General features: G+C 70.8%; 23 protein-coding genes. 20 read left to right on the forward strand and 3 right to left on the reverse strand.

Annotation, left to right across the window (positions count from 1 at the left end; all coding sequences use genetic code 11):
* Positions 1–192: 192 nt before the first annotated feature.
* The 4 genes from ACGFZS_RS38085 to ACGFZS_RS38100 all read left to right on the forward strand — a co-directional run bounded on the left by ACGFZS_RS38085 (position 193) and on the right by ACGFZS_RS38100 (position 4,480).
* A complete protein-coding gene (locus ACGFZS_RS38085; protein WP_365695151.1) occupies positions 193–768 on the forward strand; it encodes an FABP family protein in 576 nt (191 codons plus the stop codon).
* Between the two features lie 16 nt (positions 769–784).
* Positions 785–1,246 (forward strand): Fur family transcriptional regulator, encoded by a 462-nt coding sequence (locus tag ACGFZS_RS38090; protein WP_365695152.1) that lies wholly within the window; start codon positions 785–787, stop codon positions 1,244–1,246.
* A 10-nt stretch (positions 1,247–1,256) separates the two neighbouring features.
* The gene (locus ACGFZS_RS38095) at positions 1,257–2,222 is read left to right on the forward strand and encodes a YgfZ/GcvT domain-containing protein (RefSeq protein WP_393798944.1); all 966 of its coding nucleotides are present in this window, start codon (positions 1,257–1,259) and stop codon (positions 2,220–2,222) included.
* Positions 2,223–2,578: 356 nt separating this feature from the next.
* Positions 2,579–4,480, forward strand: a complete 1,902-nt coding sequence (locus ACGFZS_RS38100; protein WP_393798945.1) for a helix-turn-helix domain-containing protein — start codon at positions 2,579–2,581, stop codon at positions 4,478–4,480.
* Here ACGFZS_RS38100 and dtd read toward each other — a convergent pair.
* Positions 4,458–4,883, reverse strand: coding sequence for a D-aminoacyl-tRNA deacylase (gene dtd / locus ACGFZS_RS38105; RefSeq protein WP_365695155.1), 426 nt, complete (start codon positions 4,881–4,883; stop codon positions 4,458–4,460). The two genes, ACGFZS_RS38100 and dtd, sit on opposite strands and share 23 nt — an antisense overlap.
* Positions 4,884–5,041: 158 nt before the next feature.
* Here dtd and ACGFZS_RS38110 point away from each other — a divergent pair, with 158 nt between their 5' ends.
* From ACGFZS_RS38110 to ACGFZS_RS38120, 3 genes are all read left to right on the forward strand, one after another.
* Positions 5,042–5,644, forward strand: a complete 603-nt coding sequence (locus ACGFZS_RS38110; RefSeq protein WP_365695156.1) for an aerial mycelium formation protein — start codon at positions 5,042–5,044, stop codon at positions 5,642–5,644.
* Positions 5,645–5,786: 142 nt separating this feature from the next.
* Positions 5,787–7,031 carry a GNAT family N-acetyltransferase gene (locus ACGFZS_RS38115; RefSeq protein ID WP_393798946.1) on the forward strand — a complete coding sequence of 415 codons (1,245 nt, stop codon included), beginning with the start codon at positions 5,787–5,789 and terminating at the stop codon, positions 7,029–7,031.
* A 359-nt stretch (positions 7,032–7,390) separates the two neighbouring features.
* Positions 7,391–8,305, forward strand: coding sequence for a winged helix-turn-helix domain-containing protein (locus ACGFZS_RS38120; protein ID WP_393798947.1), 915 nt, complete (start codon positions 7,391–7,393; stop codon positions 8,303–8,305).
* Between the two features lie 6 nt (positions 8,306–8,311).
* Here ACGFZS_RS38120 and ACGFZS_RS38125 read toward each other — a convergent pair whose 3' ends face one another.
* On the reverse strand, positions 8,312–8,500 hold the full coding sequence (locus tag ACGFZS_RS38125) for a hypothetical protein (RefSeq protein WP_355722543.1): 189 nt from the start codon (positions 8,498–8,500) through the stop codon (positions 8,312–8,314).
* A gap of 143 nt (positions 8,501–8,643) precedes the next feature.
* On the opposite strand from ACGFZS_RS38125, the gene ACGFZS_RS38130 reads away from it, so the two are divergent.
* The 10 genes from ACGFZS_RS38130 (at position 8,644) to ACGFZS_RS38175 (ending at position 19,115) form a co-directional block, all read left to right on the forward strand.
* Positions 8,644–9,513: a FadR/GntR family transcriptional regulator gene (locus ACGFZS_RS38130; protein ID WP_393798948.1), complete on the forward strand. Its 870-nt coding sequence runs from the start codon at positions 8,644–8,646 to the stop codon at positions 9,511–9,513.
* A 29-nt stretch (positions 9,514–9,542) separates the two neighbouring features.
* A complete protein-coding gene (locus ACGFZS_RS38135) occupies positions 9,543–10,256 on the forward strand; it encodes an HAD family hydrolase (RefSeq protein WP_393798949.1) in 714 nt (237 codons plus the stop codon).
* 316 nt (positions 10,257–10,572) lie between these two features.
* Positions 10,573–11,445, forward strand: coding sequence for a winged helix-turn-helix domain-containing protein (locus ACGFZS_RS38140; RefSeq protein WP_393798950.1), 873 nt, complete (start codon positions 10,573–10,575; stop codon positions 11,443–11,445).
* A gap of 257 nt (positions 11,446–11,702) precedes the next feature.
* Positions 11,703–13,922, forward strand: a complete 2,220-nt coding sequence (locus tag ACGFZS_RS38145; protein ID WP_393798951.1) for a phosphotransferase family protein — start codon at positions 11,703–11,705, stop codon at positions 13,920–13,922.
* 151 nt (positions 13,923–14,073) lie between these two features.
* Entirely contained in the window at positions 14,074–14,634 is a 561-nt protein-coding gene (locus ACGFZS_RS38150; protein ID WP_393798952.1) for a hypothetical protein, read from the forward strand.
* 9 nt (positions 14,635–14,643) lie between these two features.
* Positions 14,644–15,249 carry a TetR/AcrR family transcriptional regulator gene (locus ACGFZS_RS38155; protein ID WP_393798953.1) on the forward strand — a complete coding sequence of 202 codons (606 nt, stop codon included), beginning with the start codon at positions 14,644–14,646 and terminating at the stop codon, positions 15,247–15,249.
* Positions 15,250–15,299: 50 nt separating this feature from the next.
* The gene (locus ACGFZS_RS38160) at positions 15,300–17,309 is read left to right on the forward strand and encodes a HelD family protein (RefSeq protein ID WP_393798954.1); all 2,010 of its coding nucleotides are present in this window, start codon (positions 15,300–15,302) and stop codon (positions 17,307–17,309) included.
* A 72-nt stretch (positions 17,310–17,381) separates the two neighbouring features.
* Entirely contained in the window at positions 17,382–17,858 is a 477-nt protein-coding gene (locus ACGFZS_RS38165; RefSeq protein ID WP_393798955.1) for an HAD domain-containing protein, read from the forward strand.
* Between the two features lie 47 nt (positions 17,859–17,905).
* Positions 17,906–18,511, forward strand: coding sequence for a DUF6817 domain-containing protein (locus tag ACGFZS_RS38170; RefSeq protein ID WP_393798956.1), 606 nt, complete (start codon positions 17,906–17,908; stop codon positions 18,509–18,511).
* Positions 18,512–18,587: 76 nt separating this feature from the next.
* Positions 18,588–19,115, forward strand: a complete 528-nt coding sequence (locus ACGFZS_RS38175; protein WP_393798957.1) for a CGNR zinc finger domain-containing protein — start codon at positions 18,588–18,590, stop codon at positions 19,113–19,115.
* Between the two features lie 86 nt (positions 19,116–19,201).
* On the opposite strand, the gene ACGFZS_RS38180 is transcribed toward ACGFZS_RS38175, so the two are convergent.
* Positions 19,202–20,098 (reverse strand): aminoglycoside phosphotransferase family protein, encoded by an 897-nt coding sequence (locus ACGFZS_RS38180; protein WP_393798958.1) that lies wholly within the window; start codon positions 20,096–20,098, stop codon positions 19,202–19,204.
* Between the two features lie 160 nt (positions 20,099–20,258).
* On the opposite strand from ACGFZS_RS38180, the gene ACGFZS_RS38185 reads away from it, so the two are divergent.
* From ACGFZS_RS38185 to ACGFZS_RS38195, 3 genes are all read left to right on the forward strand, one after another.
* Positions 20,259–20,735: a helix-turn-helix domain-containing protein gene (locus tag ACGFZS_RS38185; protein WP_393665504.1), complete on the forward strand. Its 477-nt coding sequence runs from the start codon at positions 20,259–20,261 to the stop codon at positions 20,733–20,735.
* Between the two features lie 77 nt (positions 20,736–20,812).
* Positions 20,813–21,445 carry a hypothetical protein gene (locus ACGFZS_RS38190; RefSeq protein ID WP_393798959.1) on the forward strand — a complete coding sequence of 211 codons (633 nt, stop codon included), beginning with the start codon at positions 20,813–20,815 and terminating at the stop codon, positions 21,443–21,445.
* Positions 21,446–21,577: 132 nt separating this feature from the next.
* Positions 21,578–21,913 carry a DUF2516 family protein gene (locus ACGFZS_RS38195; protein ID WP_393665499.1) on the forward strand — a complete coding sequence of 112 codons (336 nt, stop codon included), beginning with the start codon at positions 21,578–21,580 and terminating at the stop codon, positions 21,911–21,913.
* Positions 21,914–22,001: the final 88 nt, after the last annotated feature.

Here is a 22,001-nt window from a genome sequence, read left to right on the forward strand (position 1 = left end):
CCCCGGGCCCCGGCCGCGTAAGCTGGGGCCCGGCTCTTTTACGTGTACGCCCACCCTCGCTCAAGGAGCACCCGTGGAGATCTTCTTCGAAACCCTGCTGGTCCTGGTCTGCGTCGGCGTCCTCGCCTTCGCCGGGCTGACCGTGAAGAAGCTTTACCAGGGCCAGCGCTGACTCCTTAGGAACCACCACTCATGATCGAGATCCCCTCCGACCTGCACAAGGACCTGGTCCCGCTCGCCTTCCTGCTGGGCGACTGGGCCGGTGCGGGCGTCCACGACTTCCCCGGCTCGGAGAAGTGCAACTTCGGCCAGGAGGCCACCTTCAGCCACGACGGACGGGACTTCCTGGAGTACCACTCCCAGACCTGGGTGCTGGACAAGGACGGGAACAAGGTCCGCCCGCTGGAGACGGAGCACGGTTTCTGGCGCATCGACGGCAACCGCCGGGTCGAGGTCACGATGACCCGGGACGACGGTGTGATCGAGATCTGGTACGGCGAGATGGCCGACCAGAAGCCGCAGATCGACCTGGTCACGGACGCCGTGGCCCGGACGGCCGCCTCCGCGCCGTACAGCGGCGGCAAGCGGCTCTACGGCTACGTCAAGAGCGACCTCATGTGGGTCGGCGAGAAGCAGACCCCCGAGGTCGAGCTGCGCCCCTACATGTCGGCCCACCTGAAGAAGGTCGTCACCCCGGAGGACGTCGAGCGCTGGGCCAAGGCCCTCCCCGACGACATGCCGGACGACGGGATCGCTTTCTTCAAGTAGTCCTAGACTCTGTGGTGTGGTGAGCACCGACTGGAAGAGCGACCTCAGGCAGCGCGGCTATCGGCTGACGCCGCAGCGGCAACTCGTGCTCGAAGCCGTGGACACCCTTGAGCACGCGACCCCCGACGACATTCTCGGCGAAGTCCGCAAGACCGCGTCGGGGGTCAACATCTCGACGGTCTACCGGACCCTGGAGCTCCTGGAGGAGCTGGGGCTGGTCAGCCATGCCCACCTCGGGCACGGAGCGCCGACGTACCACCTCGCCGACCGGCACCACCACATCCACCTGGTCTGCCGCGACTGCGAGAACGTGATCGAGGCGGATGTGGCGGTGGCGGCCGAGTTCACCGCGAAGCTGCGGCGGGAGTTCGGCTTCGAGACGGACATGAAGCACTTCGCGATCTTCGGCCGCTGCAAGGACTGCGCGGTGAAGAGAACCAGGGGCGCATCCGTCCAGACTTCAATTACCGAGTCGTAGGCTTACGTACATGAAGAGCCCTCTGCTGTCCCTGCCCGGCGCCGTCCCCGGCGAGGGCGTGGACGAAGGTGTCGCCGCCCACTACGGCGACCTGTTCCGCGAGCAGCGCGCCCTCGCCGACGGCGCCGGTTTCGTCGACCTGTCCCACCGGGGCGTGGTCGCCGTCACCGGCGAGGACCGTCTCGCCTGGCTGCACCTGCTGCTCACCCAGCACGTCAGCGACCTGCCGGTCGGCGAGGCCACCGAGGCGCTGATCCTCTCCGCGCACGGCCACATCGAGCACGCGCTGTACCTGGTCGACGACGGTACGACGGTCTGGGCCCACGTCGAGCCCGGCACCCAGGAGGCGCTGATCGCCTACCTGGAGTCGATGAAGTTCTTCTACCGGGTGGAGGTCGCCGACCGCACCGACGACTTCGCCGTCGTCCACCTGCCCGCCGGCTCGATCGCCGAGGTCCCGGACGGCGCCGTCGTCCGCGAGACGGCGTACGGCCGTGATCTCTTCCTGCCCCGGGCCGACCTGGAGTCGTACGCCGCGAAGGCGGGCCCGGCGGCCGGCCTCCTCGCGTACGAGGCGCTCCGTGTCGAGCAGCACCGGCCCCGCGTCGGCTTCGAGACCGACCACCGCACCATCCCGCACGAGCTGGGCTGGATCGGCACCGCGGTGCACCTGCAGAAGGGCTGCTACCGGGGCCAGGAGACGGTCGCCCGGGTGCAGAACCTCGGCAAGCCGCCGCGCCGCCTGGTCTTCCTCCACCTGGACGGCAGCGAGGTGCACCTGCCGCCGGCCGGCACGGAGATCCGGGTCGCCGACGAGGGCGAGGACGGCCGCAAGATCGGCTTCGTGACGACGTCGGTACGGCACTACGAACTCGGCCCGGTGGCCCTCGCGTTGGTCAAGCGCAACGTCCCGGCCGACGCCCGGCTGGTCGCGGGAGGGACGGCGGCGGCCCAGGAAGTGATCGTCGAGCCCTAGGGCCCGACGACCTGCTCCACCGGGCCACCTCGACCGGCCCCCGCATCCGGATCCCCCCGAGGCATTCGGCTCCCCCCGCCTGCCCCACCGGATCCCCGGCATCCGCCCCCCACCTGGCCCCCGCCGACAGTGAGGGGGCGGGCCGGTCGGTCCGGGCCGGCGTGAGTCGGTTCCCCGGTCGACCCGCGCCGGTCCCAGCCGGTGCCGCCCAGTCTCGACCAGTCCGGGAAGGACGCTGCGAGATATGCCGTTGACACTCCATAATTGGCAACGGGCGGCGACCAATTGGACACGGTGTGCGCGTGTTCGACCCGGTGAGCGGCGTGCCCGCCCGCAGGGGACCCGCAGGGAGGGCCGTGACACCGCAGGAGGAGTTCGCCGAGGCGCTGCGCGTCCGCCGGGAGGCCGCAGAGATCTCCCTCGCGGAACTCGCCCGACGGGTCCACTACAGCAAGAGCTACCTCAGCCGGGTGGAGAACGGCCTGCGCCCTCCCGGCCGGCTGCTGGCCGAGCGCTGCGACGCCGCCCTGCGGGCCGACGGCGCCCTGCTCGCCCTGCTGCCACCCACCCCCGAACCGCACGAGAGACGCCCGGAGAGCACGGAGCGGACGGAGAGCACCGAGAGCACGGGGCACCCGGAGAGCCCGGGGCGTACGGGGCGTACAGGGACCGGGCGGCCCGCCCGCGCGGCCCGGCGCCGCCCGCGCGCCGACCACCCGGTCCAGCCCCCGGCCGCCGCCCGCCCGAGCGGCTACGGCGCCGAGTTCGACCAGCACGTCCGACGCGGCGACACCCGCCACCTCCTCGGCGAGATGTACGAGGCCGGACAGCACTACCAGGCCGCCTACGAGGCCGCGGGCAGCGACGAACTGGCCCGCGCCCACGCCGTCGTCCGCAGCGCCCGCCGCTGGTCGGACCCCGGCCAGGTCGACCGCGACCTGCTCTTCCGGATCGACGCCTGCCTGGCCGCGCTGGCCGGCCGCGAGGACCCGCGCGCGGTGGAACTGCGGCTGCAACTCTCCGCCCACCGCGCCAAGAAGCTCGCCATGTCCATCGGCGACGACACCGCGATGACCGGCGCGGAACCCCGCACCGGCGCCCGGCTGGCCCGCCAGACGCTCGCGGAGCTGCGCGAGCACGGCCGCCGCTTCCCCATTCCCGGCCCGCGCGGCGGCGGCATCGGGGACGAGGCGCGCTGCGAGGTACTGACCGAGACCCGCTGGGCGCTGTACGACTTCGAGCCCGCCCGCGGTCTGCTCGCCCTCTCCACCGAGCTCCGCGACACCGCCGTACGCTCCCACTCCGCCTACTTCGAGGGCGAGGCGCTGGTCGCCCTCGCCATCGACCAGCTGCGCACCGGCCGGGTGCCCGCCGCCGAGGCGACCCTCAGCCGGCACCGCGAGTACGCCGCCCGGCACCGCAGCCGGCTCGCGCACTGGCAGCAGCACACCCTGGACGCCCTGATGAGCGTGTGGCGCGGGGAGTTCGCCGCCGCCGAGGTGTGGATCCTCGGGGAGGCCGGGAAGGTGGCGGCCTCGATGGAGGCCGGGCTGTCGATGCCCGCCGACACCCTCGGCCAGACCGTGCTCGGCCAGGAGTTCTGGCTGCGGTACGAACAGGGCCGCCTGCCCGAGCTGTTCGCCTCCCCGCGGATGGCCGGCGTCCAGCGCCGCGGCTACTTCCCGGTGTGGCGGGCGGGCCTGGCCCTGGCCCTGTGCGAGACCGGGCGGTACGAGCAGGCGCTGGACCAGCTGCGGGCGTTCGCCGCCGACGCCGACGACTTCACCCGGTTCCCGCCGAGCGGCTGGGCGCTGCCCACCGCGGCGGTCCTCGCCCAGGTCTGCGCCGAGCTGGCGGCCCGCGCCGACGACCGCCGTACCGAGCTGTCGGCGTACGTCCCGCCGCTGCGCGCCCTCCTGGACGCGCACGGCGACGAACTGGTCCTGGCCGGCTGGCCCACCGTGCTGCTGGGCCCCGCCGCCCGCTTCAGCGCCCTGCTCGCCCTGCTCGCGGGGGAGCCGGAGACGGCCCTCGGGCACCTCGGCCGGGCCGTACGGCTCGTCCAGCGCTACCCGGCGCAGATGGCCCGGCTCCGCCTGGACGAGGCCCGCGTCCGGCTGAGCACCGCCCGCACCCGACCCGCCCGGGCCGCCGCCCATGACCTTGCCCGCACCGCCCTCGCCGCCGCCGAGGAGCTCGGCATGGCGGGCGTGGCCCGCGACTGCCGGGAGCTGCTCACATCTCCAGCAGGACGGTGAACGGCCCGTCGTTCGTCAGCGACACCCGCATCTGCGCCCCGAACCGCCCGGTCGCCACGGTCGCCCCGAGCGACCGCAGCTGTGCCACGACCTCCTCCACCAGCGGCTCGGCCACCTCGCCGGGCGCCGCCGCGTTCCAGGTCGGCCGCCGCCCCTTGCGCGCGTCGCCGTAGAGCGTGAACTGGCTGATCACGAGCAGCGGCGCGTCGATGTCACTGCACGACCTCTCGTCGGCCAGCATCCGGATCGACCAGAGTTTCCTGGCGAGTTGGGCGGCCTTCTCCTTGGTGTCCTCATGGGTCACGCCCACGAGCACACACAGCCCCTCGCCCTCGATCGAGCCCACCGTCTCGCCGTCCACGACGACACTCGCGCCGTCCACCCGCTGTACCACCGCTCGCATGCGGACCATCATGCCCGGTGCTCCGGAGGCTCTCACAGGGGACCCATTATTGATCCTTAACCCCACATCTACGGCCGTTCGGGGGCACTCGGTCACATTGCGGCCAGTTGGGGTGGCACCATGCTTCCACACACCGGTCGAGGGGACGGTAGAGGCGTATGAGCACACCGAGCACCGGGCGACTGAGGACTCAGGGCACGCAGAGCGCGCAGGCCGCGCAGCACCTGCCCCGGCCGCCCGCACCGCGCGGCGAGGGCATCCCGCTGCCCGCGGAGCCGCCGGAGCACGATCTGACCTGCCTGAGCCTGCCCGAACTGCGCGTCCTGCGCCGGGACGCCCAGCGCGACGAGGCCGACCTCAGCTATGTACGACGGCTGCTCCAGGGCCGTATCGACATCCTGCGCGCGGAACTGGCCCGCCGCTCCCCGGCCGGCGCCGCCTCCGTCGTGGACCGCCTCCCCGAGATCCTCACCGACGCCCCGGCCCGCCACCGCTCCTCGGCCCGCCACGTCACCCTCGGCACCCCCCACAACGAGGAGTACGGCCGCCTCGCCGCCGACATGCTCGCCGAGGTCGAACTCTCCGACCTGGAGGCCCGCACGGACACGGAGCTGACGGCGGCGATGGGCCGCCTGGTGCGCTACGAGCAGGAGGTGTCCCGTCGGAGGCAGCGCCTGCAGCGGACGGCGGACGATTCGAGCGGAGAGATCGCCCGCAGGTACAGGGAGGGCGAAGCCCAGGTCGACGACCTACTGACGTGAGGCTGAGCGCCCTGTCTTTAGTCATTTAGGGGCGCGGGGCTGTATCGATGTGCGGCTCCGCCGCGTGGGCGCGCTCAACCCCCACCCACCCGCGGCGAAAATTCATTCAGTACCGCCCCGGTCGAACACATACCGTGCTGTCATGACCGACGACGTCGAAGTCCGCCCCATAACCGAGTCCGAGCTCGCGGACTGGCACCGAGCCCTGGCCACCGGCTTCCTCCGCCAACCCGTGCTCACGCCCGACCAACTCGACACCCGCCGCAGGCAATTCGTCCCCGGCAGACTCCTCGGCGCCTTCGACGGCCCCCGCTGCGTGGCAACGTTCCGCTCCTTCGACCAGGAGCTGACCGCGGTGGGCGGCGCCACCCTCCCCGCCGACGCCATCTCCAACGTCACGGTCAGCCCCACCCACCGCCGCCGCGGCCTGCTCACCCGCATGATGAGCCAGGACCTCGCCGCGGCGAAGGAACGCGGAGACGCGGTCGCGACCCTGATCGCCGCCGAGTACCGGATCTACGGCCGCTACGGCTTCGGCCCGGCGACCACGCTGACCGAGTGGACGGTCGAGGTCCCCCGCACCGGCCTGGACCCCCGCTGGTCCCGCCCCGAGGGCGGCGCCCGGATCGACCTCGTCGACGCCGAGGACGTCCGCAAGCTCGGCCCCGAACTCCACGAACGGGTGCGCCGCGGCACGCCCGGCGCGGTCAGCCGCAACGAGCTGTGGTGGCAGTCGAACACGGGCGCGGTCCGCTTCGACACCGAGTGGACCGAGCCGTTCTACGCGGCGTACCGGTCGGCGGCCGGTGAGGTCGAGGGGCTCGTGTCGTACGTGTCGGACGACAACTGGCACGACAAGCAGCCATACAACACGGCCGACGTGAAGTGGCTGCTCGCGGCCACCCCGGCCGCCGAGCGCGCCCTGTGGCACTACCTGTGCTCGGTCGACTGGATCACCACGGTGAAGAGCGGCTGGCGGTCGCCCGACGACCTGCTGCCGCACTACCTCCCCGACCCGCGCGCCGCGCGGATCACCACCCAGGCGGACTGGCTGTGGGTGCGGATCCTGGACGTCGTACGGGCCCTGGAGGCGCGCACGTACGACACGGCGGGGTCGCTGGTCCTCGAGGTGGTGGACCGGCAGGGGCTGGCCGGCGGCCGGTTCCGGCTGGACGCCTCCCCCGAAGGCGCGTCCTGCACCCCGACCACCGACGCCCCGGAACTCACCCTCGACATCGCCGAGTTGGCGAGCGTCTGGCTCGGGGACCAGTCCGTGGCGCGGTTGCACGCGCTGGGACGGGTCCGGGAAGAGCGAGTGGGCGCCGCCCGGGAGGCCGACGCCCTGCTGCGCACGTCCGGGCGGCCGTGGTGCCCGGACATCTTCTGAGGTTCTCCTTCCTTCCGGCGACGGGTGCCTGAATCACCATGTTCAGATGTGTTGCTGTCGGTGCTGCTCATCCGTAGCGAGCTGTTCAGTTGTGGCCGTGCAGTTGTGACTGTGCGGGTCTGCCGATGTTCGGTTGTCGGTGTTCAGTTGTGACTGTGCTGGTCGTGCGCCCCGACGGCCGTCCTGGTTGACCAGGCTCCCGGCTCCCCTCCGGAAGGGAACCCGATCGGCCAACCGCCGAGGAAGTTTGACCATGTTGCGAGAGTTGGCGACCAACTCCACTGTACTTATCTCCGCTTGGAAGCGACTCATAACCACCTTCCCGTGAACTGACGAAAGATGGCGGGAAGTTGTACTGTTTGTCCGTGGAGCCGGAACACGCCGCCGCCAATGGGCGGAAGAGGTCACAGCGGCCTCAGGCGTCCCATCGCGAGGTGGCCGACGCGCTGCGCACCCGGATCAGATCCGGGGTGCTGCGGCCGGGCCAGCGCATGCCCACGCAGGCCAAGCTGGCCGACGAGTTCGGGGTCGAGCGGGGTGCCGTGCGCCAGGCGCTGCGCATCCTGCAGTCGGAGCACCTGCTCACCAACATATCGAAGGGCGCTCCGGCGACGGTGGCCCCGGATCCGGGCCCGTTGCGGCTTGCCGTGGGGCCGGAGGCGCCGCCGCAGCCCACCATGGTGGCCCTGACCCCCCGCATAGAGGCGGCTTTCGCGGCCCCGCACGTGGAGATCGACGCGCTCTGCCTGACCTCGGTCTCGCTCAATCTCGCCATCGGCGAACCGCTGCGGCTCATCCACGCGGGGCGACTGGAACCGGCCAAGGTCGACGTCCGGGTGCTGCTGCCGAGCCGGAACATCGACCTCGCGTTCCCGACGGCGGTGGAGGCCTCGGCGGAGGACGTGGTGCACACCCGCTGGCTGGCCCAGCGCAACGCGCAGGGCCAGGTGCTGCGGCACAACCTGCTGGCGCTGCGCGCCACGCACGGCATCGACGTGCACGTCACCTTCCGCGCCCTTCCTTTCACCCCGCCGGTCAAGCTCTACCTGCTCAACGGGGTGGAGGCGCTGTTCGCGTACTACACGCTCGGGCGCCATGAGCGGGAGATCGGCCAGGAGCACCTGCAGACGTACGACGCCGAGGGCACGCGGTCGATGCTCTTCGCCTTCGAGCAGGGCGCGGGGCTGCGGGACACCACGTTCGTCGAACAGTCCCACCTGTGGTTCAACGCCCTGTGGGAGACGATCAGTTCGGAACTGAAGCTGAACGCCTAGGGATGCTCACGCGGGGCTGGTGAGCAGGAGGGCGAGCAGGATCGCGCCGGCGGAACTGAGCGCCGGGCTCTTGGCCTTGATCCCCACGGTGAGCAACAGCAGACCGATAATGCCAGTGGCACCGTACTTCGACTGGACGATCTGTTCGAAGCCGAGGACGAACACGGCGGAGAGAAGAGTGAGGGCGGCGGGCATGACGGTTCCCCCATCGTCGGGAAGCAAAGCTTCCACCAACTCAATCAAGTTGGTAACCAACTCTGCTTAGGTTGTCCCCAGTTGGCTACTACTTATAACCAATCTTCAAACAACTCCCGTTAGATGGATCAAAGTTGTAGCGTTTGGTCGTGACCCAGGAGAACGTGGCAGTGAACACCGGCAGCACACCTCAGGAGATCGCCGACACCTTGCGGGAACGCATCCGCACGGGCGACCTCAAGGTGGGCGACCGTCTGCCCACCCAGGCCGAGCTGGCCGAGGAGTTCGGCGTCGAGCGGGGTGCCGTACGCCAGGCGCTACGGGCGCTCCAGGACGACGGCCTGCTCAGCAGCGTCAGCCGGGGCAGCCCGCCGCGCATCGCCGAGCCGCCGCGCCCGACCCACGACGAGCCCCAGCCGACGATGGTCGGCCTCGGCCCCCGCATGACCGAGGCGTTCTCCTCCCCGCACGTCCGTATCGACGCGGCCTGCCTCACCGCCCAGAGCCTGCTCCCGGCGCTCGCCGAGCCGCTCCGCATGATCCACGAGGGCCGGCTCCGCCCCGACCGTGTCGACGTCCGCGTCCTGCTCCCCAGCCGCGACATCCCCCTCGCCTTCCCCACCGCGGTCGAGGGCGACGACGACACCGTCCACACCCGCTGGCTCGGCATGCGCAACGCCCAGGGCCAGGTCCTCCAGTACAACCTCCAGGGCCTCCGCTCCACCCACCAGATCGACGTGAACGTGACCTTCAGGGCACTGCCGTTCACCCCGCCGGTCAAGCTGTACCTGCTAAACGAGACCGAGGCCCTCTTCGCCTACTACATGGTCACGCGCCGCGAGGAGCAGACGGAGGCCGGCATGCTCGACATGTACGACGCCGTCGGCTCGGAATCTCTGCTCTTCTCCTTCGAGAAGCGCTCGGGCTCACGGGACGCCGCGTTCGTGGAGCAATCCCAGAAGTGGTTCGACGCCCTCTGGGAAACCATCACCACGGACCTGACACTCTCCTAGTGACTTCTGATGCGACGCAGACTGAACTGGTGGCAGCCAAGAGCAAGAACACGATCGAAGAGCTCACGGAACTGATCAGCAACGCCCGAGTCGTCCTCTGGGACTTCGACGGGCCGATCTGCCGTCTGTTCGCGGGCCACTCGGCGGAGGTCGTCGCCGACGACCTGGTGGAGTGGCTGATGGTCCGGGGCCTGCACGGGCTGGTCACGGACACCGAGCGGAACACGCTCGACCCGCACCTCGTGCTGCGTGCGGTGGACCGTCGGCACCCTGGCAGTGACCTGGTCGCGGAGTTGGAGGAACGTCTCACCAAGGAGGAACTGCGGGCCACGTCGACGGCGATGCCGACGGCGTACGCGGACATCCTCATCCAGACCTGGCGGGCGCGCGGCGTACGCATGGCGGTGACCACCAACAACTCGCCCCGCGTGGTCCGCGCCTACCTCGACGACCGGGACCTGACCCCCTGCTTCGCCCCGCACATCTACGGCCGCACCCGGGACCTGCGCCACCTCAAGCCCGACCCGCACTGCCTCAACCGCGCCCTCAGGGCGATGGGCGCCGCCCCCGACGCGGCCCTGATGATCGGCGACTCGCCGACGGACCTCCAGGCGGCCCGGACGGCCGGGGTCCCCTTCCTGGGCTACGCGCGTAACGAACGGAAAGCCAAGCTTTTGACCGAGGCCGGCGCGGACTGTGTCGTGCTGTCCCTGCGGCCGCTTCTGGAGATACTGCGGCACTAGACGGGACTTCGCGCCTGTGCCGCCGACGCCTGCGCACCCAGGCCGCCAGGGACGCCAGTAAACCCGTGACCCAGAAGGCCAGTTGAATGAGATCGTCGATCTGCACGCCGACCCCGAGCACGTGGACAGTCATGGCTTTCCACCCCCCTCGTATCGCGAAGCCCAGTCAACCCATCAAGTCGGCCAGTTGACTGATTGGTTGACTGCTCGTGGCAGGGATGCCCGGTCAACTAGATCCAGTAACGTGGGTAGTTGGCTGACTGCTTGCCTGACTGGAAGTTGTTTGCCAGGCGACGCGAAGAGGTACGTACGGCACGTGACCAACCGGGCGAACGAGGGCGGCGGCGCCGTGCGGCGGGTCTCGGACGAGCTCCGGGTCCGGCTCTCCGACGGTGCCTATCCACTGAACTCCTTCCTGCCGTCGCAAGAGACGCTCGCGCAGGAGTTCGAGGTGTCCCGGGACACCGTGCAGAAGGCGCTGCGCATACTGCGCACCGAGGGCTGGATCGAGTCCCGGCAGGGCAAGGGCTCCCGGGTGCTGCGGAGCCAGCGCATACAGTCCTCCACGCCCCGGGCCACCCGCTCCCGCCATCCGATGACACTGGGGCCGCTCATCGCCGAGGCATTCGAGCGTAAGGAGGTCGCCCTGGACATCGCCACCCTGACCTCGGAGAGCCTGGACGCGCACGTCCGGGTCCAGGCGGAGCGGATCCGGGCCCGCATCATCAGGCCTCGGAGGATCACCCTGCGCATGATCCTCCCGGCTGAGACGCTCGCCATGCCGTACCCCCGGAACAAGCTCGACCCCGACGACCCGCGCCTGCCGCGGCGTCTGCAGGCCATCACCCGGACCCACACCGGCTCCCTGCGTACGGTCCTGGACCAGCTCCGTACCGAGAACCTGGTGTCGGACATCGATCTGCAGATCCGTCACACCGAACTCACGCCGACCTTCAAGCTCTACGTCATCAACCATGACGAGGTCCTGCACGGCTTCTACGAGCCGATCCCGCGCACGGTGATCCTGGAGGACGGCACCGAGGTCGAGGCCGTGGACGTGCTGGGCGTGGGCGCGACTCTCACCCACCACGTCCGGGACGCGGATCCGGATTCGACGGGCTCGGCCTTCGTCGACAACGCGACCCGGTGGTTCGAGTCGGTCTGGAACCTACTCGCCTCTCAGGCGTAGCGGCCCTGTGATCTGGAGGGGCCCCTGTTGCGCTAGAGTCCGAAGTCGTCTGAGTAACTGCTCGGTCGCGTGCGTACTAGGGATGGCTAAAGAGCCGGCCTCGGACGACCGTACCGACGGGCGACCGCACTGCTGAGCGACCCATCACCCATCAGGGTCACTCCACCGCCCCTCGACTCGTGTCGTGCGTCACCTGGCAATACCGTTTCCCTGCCCGATCCACGCGAAGTCGCGCGCGTACCGCCCCGGAGTGATGAGTGGGTGCACCGCCTTTCCCCCCTGTCGCCACCGGGAGAGACACCAGCAGGCCTTTGCTCGACGACGAGTACGAGGCGTTTCTGGGACATGCGGCGGAGCAGGGGCAGGCGAGCAGCGGCTTCCACAACCAGAACTACGTCCTCCCCCTGACGGAGCCGATGGCCCGGTTGCTTGGCCGGGAATCCGGTACCGCCGTGACCGTCCGGGTGCGCAGGACCGACGCCCTCTCCGTGGTGATCCGGACCTGGGACAACGAGGCGCGGATCCTGCGGGCGATCCAGGGCGTGCTGCCCAATGTGCCCGAGTGCCTCTTCGAGGGGAATCGCTTCACCATCCACAGCTTTGTGGACGGGGTCCCGCTCTCCAGCGTCTGTGAGAACGGCAAGCCGGTCGACACGGTCCTGCTCGAGGATCTGGTCGGCCTGTTCGCCCGCATGACCCAGGTGCGCGGTAGCTCGCTGCCGCCGCTGCCGTCCGACTGGCCGCGGAATCACACGGACAGCCAGGGCTTCCTGCGGACGCTGGCCCGGATGGCGGACCTCCAGATCCGCCAGGCCAACGGGCCCGCTTTCGGCTGGCTGTTCGCCGCCCTGGGGATTCCGGAGGACGCCCTGCTCCGTTTCGCCGAGCGGGTCCCCGCGCTGGCCCGGCGCCCCTACAGCCTTCTCCACGCGGACCTGCACCGCGACAATCTGATCACCTCGCCGGACGGTGGGCCGCTGCTCACCTGCGTGGACTGGGAGCTGGCCACCTTCGGTGACCCGCTGCACGACCTCGCCATCCACCTGGTCCGGATGCAGTACCCGGACCACCAGTGGGACGAGGTGGTCGATGCGTGGGTGGACGCCATGCGGGCGGTGCGGCCCGCCGCCACCCACGGGGTGCACAAGGATCTGCGCCACTATCTGGACTTCGAACGGGCCCAGTCCGTCTACCCGGACGTGATGCGGGCCGCCAAGTCTCTGGCGGAGTCCTTCGACGAGCAGAATCTGCGGGCGGCGACGGTGGCCGTCCGCCGCGCACTGGAGGCGGGCGCCGAGCCGCTGCGGCTGCGCACGGTGCCGGGCGACCGGGAGATCGAGCGTGTCCTGTTCCGCTGGGTAGCCTCCGCGCCGGCCTACGGGTCCGCCGGGCACGGCCGGATCGCCGACGTCATGGATTGGCGGCCGGACCGGCGGGTTCCTGAGCACCCTGCCTTCCCGCACTCCGCGGTGCGTGCGGCCCTGTTCCTGGAGGGAACCGCACCGGCCCGCCAGGTGTTCAAGGGCACCGCGCACCTCAACTCGGTGATCCGGGTGCCGGGCATCGACTTTCCCGTGGTGATCCGCCGCAAGGTGCCGCACCTGCGCCGTCGTGAGCGGAGCTATCTCAGCGAGCACGCGGTGCTGCGGGCGATCGAGCGCTCCGAAGCCGCCGTGGCCGCGCCTCGCGTCCTGGCGCTGGGGGAGAGCCACTCCCGCTATCTCTTCGCCTATTCCCGGGACCGCTTCGCCATCCACACCTACGAGGGCCCGGGCGGCGGCGACCGTAAACCCGACCACCCCGTGCACGGTCTCCGCCCGCAGGAGGCCGACGGGCTCGTCGACCAGTTGGCGGCACTCACCGAGGTCGACCACACGCAGTTGGACCCCGCCTCCGGCGAGCCCGACTTCTACCACTGGCTGAGCGAGCAACTCGTCGCCCTGGTAGCGGGCCTTCCCAAGGAGTCCCAGCAACTGGCCCGTTTCGTGGGCCTCCCCGAGGCTGCCCGGCTGCGGCAGATCCTTGCCCGGCACCGCGTCAGCCGCCGTGACTCGGCCCTGTTGCACGGAGACCTCAACCCCTGGAACCTGGTCCGCCGCGACGACCGGCTCGCCCTCACCATCATCGACTGGGAGATGGCCCTGGTCGGCGACCCGCTCTACGACCTGGTGCGGCACATGCACCTGACCCCGACCCGGCCGGAGATCCGCGATCGGATGTTCCGCCGTTGGGAGCGCGGACTCGATCCCAGGTTCACCCACGACTGGCAGCAGGACTGGCGGGTCTACCGCTGGATCGAGATCGTCCGCTCCGCCTACGTCGACCTGGACCGACTGGTCACCGGGGCGAGCCTGGACGCGCCCAACGTCCGCCGGGCCGTGGACTCGTACGCCATGACGCTGACGGCGGCCACAGGCTCCATGGGCCTGCCCGCCCGGGGCACGGTGAACCCCCATCTTGCTCGCGCTCTGGCCTAGCAGGAACATGAGTGCTCCGAATACCCGTTCGCCCTCGATCCTGTAGTGCCGGCCGGACAGGGCTGCGCGGAGGGGGCGTGGGCGGAGCGGTGGTTCGGCGGATGAGGGTGGAGTAGCGCGGCTGAGGCGCTTTCAGAAGCGCGTCGAGCCGGTGGTGACCCGGGTCCTGTTGCTGGGCAAGGTCTATCTCGGCAGCGCACTGCTGAGTTTCGTCGGCTATGTGCGCTACGACCAGGTGAAGGAGCTGACGTCGTCGGTCCGTGCCCCGGTCCGGGCGTTGGTGCCCTCCAAGGTGGGGGAGCGGGACATGCCCGTCGACGACCCCGATTTCCGTAAGCGCATGGAACAGCGGTGCCGCGAGTACGACGGCATACTCGCCCAGCTCGCGGAACGGCTAACGGACGCCGGCCGGGTGCGCGTCGAGTGTGAGTACCGCCTCTATCCAGGCATCCCGCGTGACAAGATCTGCATCTTCAACCGGCAACAGGTGCTGCACGGTCTGTACGACCTCTCCGTGCGGATGCGACTGCATCAGGGCGACGAGTACTACGACCCCAAGGGCTACCGCACCGACCTGAACGTATGGGCCCGGGAAGGCGTGGCCGAGGCGGCCGTGGCGACCTGGACCAAGCACTTCGACGACCTGTGGCTCCTCGCGAAGCGCCCGCACTGGCGCCAGGAGCCCGCGCCCGGACCGACTCCCGCTGCGTAGGCTCGCCCCATGGGTGAGATGGGCCTGCGTGAGCGCAAGAAGCGGCGGATGTACGAGGACGTGTCGGACACCGCCGTACGGCTGTTTCTGGCGAAGGGGTTCGACGCGGTGTCGGTCGCCGAGGTGGCCGCGGCGGCCCGGATCTCCAAGCCGACGCTGTTCCGGTACTTCCCGGCCAAGGAGGACCTGGTCCTGCACCGGATCGCCGATCACGAGACGGAGGCGGCGCGGCTGGTCGCGGGCGCCGAGTCGCCGGTCGCGGTGGTGCGGGACCACTTCCTCGACGGGCTGCGGCGGAGTGATCCGATCACCGGGCTGAACGACCACCCCCAGGTGCTCGCCTTCCACACCCTGCTCAACAGCACCCCCACCCTGGTCGCCCGGCAGTACGCCTACCTGGAGCGGTCGGAGGCCGCACTCGCCGAGGCGCTCGGCGGCACCCTGGACGCGCGGCTCGCGGCCGGCCAGATCATCGCCGTACAGCGGATCCTCGCGCGGGACAACTGGCGGCGGATCGCGGGCGGGGAACGGGTGGAGGACGTGCGGGAGGACGCGGTGCGGGCGGCGGAGCGGGCGTTCGGGCGGCTGGCGGAGGCCTTGGCCGAGACCCGGTGAGATGGGGTTAAGAATGTGACTCGGTTAAGTGATTCGTTTACGGTGGAGTCATGCAGCAGGAACTCGACCGCGAACGCGCCTACCACGACCTCTGCCGAGCCGCCCTCGCCCACATGGTCGAGGGCGCCGTCGAGCACGTCGTCACCGGTGAGGACGTCTCCGCCTCCGGTGCCGACGCCGAGGTGCTCGGGTACCGGCTGCGCAGCCGGGCCAAGGAGATGCGCGAGCTGCCGGAGGGGCCGCTGTTCTTCGGCAAGCTGGACTTCGAGGCGGGGGAGCACGCCGGGCAGAGCTACCGCATCGGCCGGCTGCGGATCAGCGAGGAGCCGACCGCCCCGCCCCTCGTCGTCGACTGGCGGGCCCCCGTCTCCCGCGCCTTCTACCAGGCCGGACCCGACGACCCGCAGGGCGTGGCGGTACGACGGCGGTTCGGCTGGGCCCCCGGCAGCCGCGGCGACTCCGCCGACCTCACGGGGCTGGAGGACGAGCGTCTGGGCAAGGGCGAGGCCGGGACCGGGGCGCTGCTCACGAACGAGATCGAACGGCCCCGCGTCGGCCCCATGCGCGACATCGCCGCCACCATCCAGCCCGACCAGGACGACCTGGTCCGCGCCGGCCTCACCGACTCCGTCTGCGTCCAGGGCGCCCCGGGCACCGGCAAGACCGCCGTCGGCCTGCACCGCGCCGCCTACCTCCTCTACACCCACCCCCAGCGCATCCGCCGCTCCGGCCTCCTCATCCTCGGCCCCAACCGCACCTTCCTCTCCTACATCTCCGAGGTGCTGCCCGCCCTGGGCGAGACCGGCGTACGGCAGACCACCCTCCGGGACGAGATCGGCCGCCACCCGGCCACCGGCACCGACCCCGACCGCGCCGCCGCGCTCAAGCACGACCCCCGGATGGCCGAGGTCCTGCGCCGCGCGCTGTACGCCCATGTGTCGACCGCCGGCATCGACGGCCTGTCGCTCTCCGACGGCACGTACACCTGGCGGGTGCGCGCCGCCGTCCTGGCGCGGATCGTCGAGGAGGTACGGCGCGAGGAGCCGCCGTACGCCGTCGGCCGCGAGCGGGTACGGGGGCGGGCCATGCGGGCCGTACAGCTCCAGGCCGAACGGCGGGCCGGTCCGCAGCCCGCTGCCTGGACCCGCCGGCTGGAACGGTCCCGGGCGATGAGCGCCTACCTCGACACCGTCTGGCCGAAGGTACGGCCGGAGGAGGTGGTGGCCGAACTCCTCACGGACTGCGGCGGCGGGGCCCTGGCACGGGCCGCCGAGGGGATCCTGACCGACGACGAACAGCGGGCCGTGGCCTGGCCCCGCCCGCCCCGCTCCCACAAGTCCGCCCGCTGGTCGACCGCCGACCTCGTCCTCCTCGACGAGGTCGCGGGGCTGATCGAACACCCCGAGGGCTACGGCCACATCGTCGTCGACGAGGCCCAGGACCTGTCTCCCATGGAGTGCCGGGCCATCGCCCGCCGCGCCGCCTTCGGCTCACTCACCGTCCTCGGCGACCTGGCCCAGGCCACCACCCCGTGGTCGGCGCGGAGCTGGGACACGGTCCTGCGCCAACTGGGGAAGCCGGGCGCCCGCGTCGTCCCGCTCACCACCGGCTTCCGCGTCCCGGCGGCGGTCGTCGACCTCACCAACCGACTGTTGCGGCAGCTGGGCACGGACGTTCCCCCAGCCAGGTCGTTCCGCACAGACGGGGAACTGAACCTGCGCCCTACGGACGACGTGCACGCGACGACGGTCACCGCGGTCCGGGAGGCCCTGGCCCGGGAGGGCTCGATCGGAGTGATCGCGGCGGACCCGGAGACGGCCGCCGTACGCGAGGCCCTCGCCTCCGCGGGCATCACCGCCGCCGACCCGGCCCGACTCGGCGCCCGGGTCGCCGTGATCCCGGCGAGCATGGTCAAGGGCCTCGAATACGACCACGTGGTGGCCGTGGAACCGGCGGCGGTGGCGGAGGGGGAGGAGAGGGGGCTGCACAGGTTGTACGTGGTGCTGACGAGGGCGGTGTCGCGGCTGGACGTGGTGCACGCGAGACCGTTGCCTTTCTGAGAGGCGGTGCCACACCCCACCCGCAGCCGCGCTACTACCCTTTCCACCCCTCTCTTGCGATCCTGACCCCCGATGCTCCTCTTCCTAGACATCGACGGCACCCTCATCCCCTTCGGCGCCCCCGCCGACCGCCCCTATCCGGTCTACGGGACCCACCCCGCCCCCTCGACCCCCCTCCTCAGCCGCGTCGACCCCGCCCTCGGCCCCCGCCTCGCCGCCCTGCGCTGCGACCTCGTCTGGGCCACCACCTGGATGGACGACGCGAACTCCTGCGTCGCCCCCTGGCTGGGCCTGCCCCCGCTGCCCGTCGTGGAGTGGCCGGACGAGGACGCGCCGCCCGCCCTGCTGCACTGGAAGACCCGGCCGCTGACGGCGTGGGCGGGGCAGCGGCCGTTCGTCTGGATCGACGACGAGCTCACCGAGGCCGACCGCGCCTGGGTGGCCGCCCATCATCACCAGCCCGCCCTGCTCCACCGGGTCGACCACGAGTTCGGCCTGACGGACGCGGACTTCGCGGTGCTGACGGAGTGGCTGGCGGCTCATCGCTGACGGGCGGCCACCAGGCGCCGACGTCCGTTGACGGAAGGAACCCGCCCATGCCCGAATTCCCTGTCGAATTCCCTGTCGAATTCCCTGCCGACTCGCCTGCAGACTTTCCCGCCGCCTCCGCCCAAGCCGTCGCCCTCCTGCGGGACCTCGGTGCCGCCGGGATCGCGCATCCCGGCGGGACGCTCCTCGCGCACCTCCGGCGCGTCGAGGAGCAGCTCGCCGGGTGGGGCGCCCGTCCCGCGCTCCGGCTCGCGGGCCTCTGCCACGCGTTCTACGGCACCGACGGCTTCCCCACCGCACTGCTCTCCCCGGCACCTGACCGCCGCGCCGAACTCACGGCCGTGATCGGCGCCGAGGCGGAGGCCCTCGTGTACCTCCACGCCTCGTGCGACCGGAAGGCGACCTACCCGGCGTTCGCCGACGCCGGTGCCGCCGTCCACGACCGCTTCACCGGCCTCGCCCGCGTCCCCGAGCCCCGGCAACGCCGGGACTTCGCCGAGCTGACGGCCGCCAACGAACTCGACCTCGCCCGGATCTCCCCGCCCTTCCGTGAGCAGTGGGGACCCCAGCTCCTCACCCTCCTCACCCGCTTCCGCCCCCTGCTGAGCCACCCGGCCTGGTCCTCCTGCCATGCGCTGCTGGCGGAGCGGTGATGACCGGACCCGTCCGCGATCAAGCAACGGTGGTTCTAACCTGTCAAACTGTCCATGGAGATTAGGAGGGACGGTGATGACGGTGATGACGGTGGTCGACCGAGGGCATCACGACACGCTGCTGGACCTGCTGAACAGCACGCCGGTGGTCGACGGCGTCGGTACGGACGAGCTGGCGGATCCGGCGGCGGCCGCGGTGTGGCAGCGGGCCCATGGCGGCAGTGGCGGCGGCGAGGAACTGCGGCAGCTGCTGCGGGCGCGTGACGTGCTGCAGGACGTGGTGCGCGGCAGCCGGCCCGCCGAGTCGCTCGCCCCGCTCCTGAAGGGCGTCGTGCTGAGCCCGCAGCCTTCGGAAGCGGGAGTGTCCTGGGAGCTGGAGGCTCCGGTGGAGCGGCGGCTGGCGGCGGAGGCGGTCCTGGCCTGGGGTGCGCTGCGGGAGACGATGCCCGGCAGGCTCCGCCCCTGCGCCAACCCTGAGTGCCGGCTCTTCCTGCTCGACCGCAGCAAGGGCAACAGCGCCCGCTGGTGCTCGATGGCCGTGTGTGGCAACAGGCTGAAGGCCCGCCGCCACTACCAGCGCACACGCGACGCCGAGGCCGGGTAGCTGTCCTGCCGTGGCGGCATCCGTAACTCGCTCGACTTCGAGCACCGTCGCCGAGATTCTCAGACCGCGGTCCCACCATGCCGACGTCAAAGGCCCTTCAGGACACGATCCAGTGCGGACCGGCCTGCGGGCCCCCAGTTCGGCTTGCCTCCGGGCAGGCCGCGATCTCCGGCTCGGCCCATCGCCATCAGGAACAGGCTCCTCATCGCGGCCAGTCCGCGCGCCCGTCGCACCGCTGCCTCGTCCGCCTGCGCGTAGCTGTTGAAAAACCGTGAGGCGCCGCCCGCGGGGAGTAGCACCCAGGCGGCCGCGAGGTCCCACGCCGGGTCGCCGGCGACCAGCGCGCCGAAGTCGACGACACCCGCCAGTGTCCCGTCCGCGACGACGACGTTCGCGGGATGCAGGTCGCCGTGCACCCACACCGGTGGGCCCTCCCATCCCGGGGCCGCCACCGCTTCACCCCAGACGTCACGGATCTCGTCGGCGAGGTCGGCAGGGGCGACGTCCTGGAAGAAGTGCTCGAAGCCGCCCGTGCAGTCCTTGGGGTGAGCGCCGAAGTCCGAAGCGGTCGGTGCGTCGGCGGGCGCCTCCACGTGCAGCGCCCTGAGGAACTCCGACAGCGTCTCGGCCGCGTGGTCGCCGCGAGTGATCGAGCCGTGGTCCAGCGGCGTGCCCTCGACCCACGTCATGACGGTCCAGATCTTGGGGAAGCGCTCGGACGGCGCACCGTCCCGTAGGGGGACAGGAATCGGCAGCGGCAGGCGCGCGGCCAGAGCCGGCAGCCACCGGCGCTCCTTGAGCTGCAGATCGGGGCTCGTGTCCATCCGCTGCATCCGGACGGCCAACTCGTCACCGAGGCGCCACATCTGGTTGCCCCAGCCGCCCGCCACCTCGCGGATGGGCAGCTCGGCGAGGTCCGGATGCTGCTCCCGAAGCAGGTCGCGGACCAGATCCTCGCTGATCTCCATCTCGGACTCGATCATGCCGAGTCACCGTACTCGAGGCAGGCGGAGGCCACCTTGCACCCCACCAAATGGCCGGACATCACAGAGACAGGTCAGCTGCGGCCGTCCGGGTATGACACGACACACTTTTGCAAGCAGGTGCTTGCAATTGTTAGCGAGGGTGGGGCACTGTGGGGGCATGGCATCGCTCAACGTCGGCAATCTCGGTGAGTATCTGCGCGAACAGCGGCGCAACGCGCAGCTGTCGCTCAGGCAGCTCGCCGATGCCGCCGGGGTGTCCAACCCGTACCTGAGCCAGATCGAGCGCGGGCTGCGCAAGCCGAGCGCGGAGGTGCTCCAGCAGGTCGCCAAGGCCCTGCGGATCTCCGCCGAGACGCTGTACGTCCGTGCCGGCATCCTCGACGCCGAGCGGGATCTGAACGAGGTGGAGACCCGTGCGGTCATCCTCGCCGACCCCACGCTCGACGAGCGGCAGAAGCAGGTGCTGCTCCAGATCTACGAGTCGTTCCGGAAAGAGAACGGCTTCGGATCGGGCGAGGAGACCGTGAACGACGCGGACGCCGTCGGTGTGAAGGGCGACGACGCCGACGACACCGACAGCGAAGGCAAGAGCGAGACCGACAGCGAGACCGGTCCACGGCGGACGGCCGGATGAGCCGGCCAAGCGTGCCGGCCGCCCTGCCGCGGACCACAAAACCCTCAGCCGAACGTGAATCCGGGAGGACCATCACCATGGCCATCACCGACGACCTGCGCAAGACCCTCAGCGACCCGACTCCGCTCTACTTCGCCGCCGGCACCGCCGACCTGGCCCTTCAGCAGGCCAAGAAGGTCCCCGGCCTGGTCGAGCAGCTGCGCTCCGAGGCCCCGGCCCGTATCGAGGCGGTCCGCAAGACCGACCCGAAGGCCGTCCAGGAGAAGGCCGCCGCCCGTGCCAAGGAGGCCGGCGTGAAGGCCAAGGAGGCGCAGGCCAGCCTCCAGTCCAAGGTCAACGACTTCATCGTCTCCCTCGACGGTGACCTCAAGAAGCTCGGCGAGTCCGCCCAGGACTTCGCGCTGCGCCAGGTCGGCGTGGCCGCCGAGTACGCCGTCAAGGCCCGCGAGACCTACGAGAAGGTCGCCGAGCACGGCGAGCAGGCCGTGAAGACCTGGCGCGGCGAGGCCGCCGACGAGATCGAGGACCTGGCCATCGCCGTCGAGGGCAAGCCCGAGCCGGTCGTGGTCAAGGCCGAGGAGAAGAAGACGGACGAGCCGAAGGCCGCCGAGGCCAAGCCGGTCGCGGTGAAGAAGGCCCCGGTCGCCAAGAAGGCCCCGGCCCCGCGCAAGGCCACCCCGGCCAAGAAGACCACCCCGCCGGCCAAGTAACCGCACGGGTGGCAGCGCGCACGGGCCGGGCACTTCCGAGGTGCCCGGCCCGTTGTCGGTGTAGCGGGAAGGCCCCAGCGGGTACGGTGACCGCGTAGGAACAAGCCGAATCGGGTGGTGGACGTTGTGCTGATGCAGGGCTTCACAAGTTTCCTGGGGCTGCTCTACCTCGCGATGCTGGTCCTCGCCGTGGTGGCGCTGGTGATGGCCGCGCTCTTCCGGGACGACGCCTACCGGGCCGCCAGCAAGCAGAACAAGGGTTTCTGGCTGATCATCCTCGGCATCACGGTCGTGGTGAACCTGCTGGTCCCGATGCTCTTCCTCCAGCTCGCCGGCCTGGTCGCCACGATCGTCTTCTTCGTCGACGTCCGCCCTGCCCTCCGCCAGGTCTCCGGCGGCGGCTTCGGCCGCCGCGGCCGCGGAAGCAGCAGCGACGGCCCGTACGGCCCGTACAACGGCGGCCGCTGACCGGATCACCGGGACGCGCCCGGTCGGCGCGCCCCGAAGGGGCGCGGGGAACTGCGCGACCAGCCACGACGAACCGCACGCCGGGCAC

Source organism: Streptomyces sp. NPDC048288 (genome assembly GCF_043201555.1).
Taxonomy (GTDB): Bacteria; Actinomycetota; Actinomycetes; order Streptomycetales; family Streptomycetaceae; genus Streptomyces.

Excerpts from the sequence above, each read along its gene's own strand:
- ACGFZS_RS38085 (WP_365695151.1), top strand. The coding sequence starts at position 193 with ATGATCGAGATCCCCTCCGACCTGCACAAGGACCTGGTCCCGCTCGCC.
- ACGFZS_RS38095 (WP_393798944.1), top strand. The coding sequence starts at position 1,257 with ATGAAGAGCCCTCTGCTGTCCCTGCCCGGCGCCGTCCCCGGCGAGGGC.
- dtd (WP_365695155.1), bottom strand. The coding sequence starts at position 4,883 with ATGCGAGCGGTGGTACAGCGGGTGGACGGCGCGAGTGTCGTCGTGGAC.
- ACGFZS_RS38110 (WP_365695156.1), top strand. The coding sequence starts at position 5,042 with ATGAGCACACCGAGCACCGGGCGACTGAGGACTCAGGGCACGCAGAGC.
- ACGFZS_RS38115 (WP_393798946.1), top strand. The coding sequence starts at position 5,787 with ATGACCGACGACGTCGAAGTCCGCCCCATAACCGAGTCCGAGCTCGCG.
- ACGFZS_RS38125 (WP_355722543.1), bottom strand. The coding sequence starts at position 8,500 with ATGCCCGCCGCCCTCACTCTTCTCTCCGCCGTGTTCGTCCTCGGCTTC.
- ACGFZS_RS38155 (WP_393798953.1), top strand. The coding sequence starts at position 14,644 with ATGGGTGAGATGGGCCTGCGTGAGCGCAAGAAGCGGCGGATGTACGAG.
- ACGFZS_RS38160 (WP_393798954.1), top strand. The coding sequence starts at position 15,300 with ATGCAGCAGGAACTCGACCGCGAACGCGCCTACCACGACCTCTGCCGA.
- ACGFZS_RS38165 (WP_393798955.1), top strand. The coding sequence starts at position 17,382 with ATGCTCCTCTTCCTAGACATCGACGGCACCCTCATCCCCTTCGGCGCC.
- ACGFZS_RS38170 (WP_393798956.1), top strand. The coding sequence starts at position 17,906 with ATGCCCGAATTCCCTGTCGAATTCCCTGTCGAATTCCCTGCCGACTCG.
- ACGFZS_RS38175 (WP_393798957.1), top strand. The coding sequence starts at position 18,588 with ATGACGGTGATGACGGTGGTCGACCGAGGGCATCACGACACGCTGCTG.
- ACGFZS_RS38180 (WP_393798958.1), bottom strand. The coding sequence starts at position 20,098 with ATGATCGAGTCCGAGATGGAGATCAGCGAGGATCTGGTCCGCGACCTG.
- ACGFZS_RS38185 (WP_393665504.1), top strand. The coding sequence starts at position 20,259 with ATGGCATCGCTCAACGTCGGCAATCTCGGTGAGTATCTGCGCGAACAG.
- ACGFZS_RS38190 (WP_393798959.1), top strand. The coding sequence starts at position 20,813 with ATGGCCATCACCGACGACCTGCGCAAGACCCTCAGCGACCCGACTCCG.
- ACGFZS_RS38195 (WP_393665499.1), top strand. The coding sequence starts at position 21,578 with ATGCAGGGCTTCACAAGTTTCCTGGGGCTGCTCTACCTCGCGATGCTG.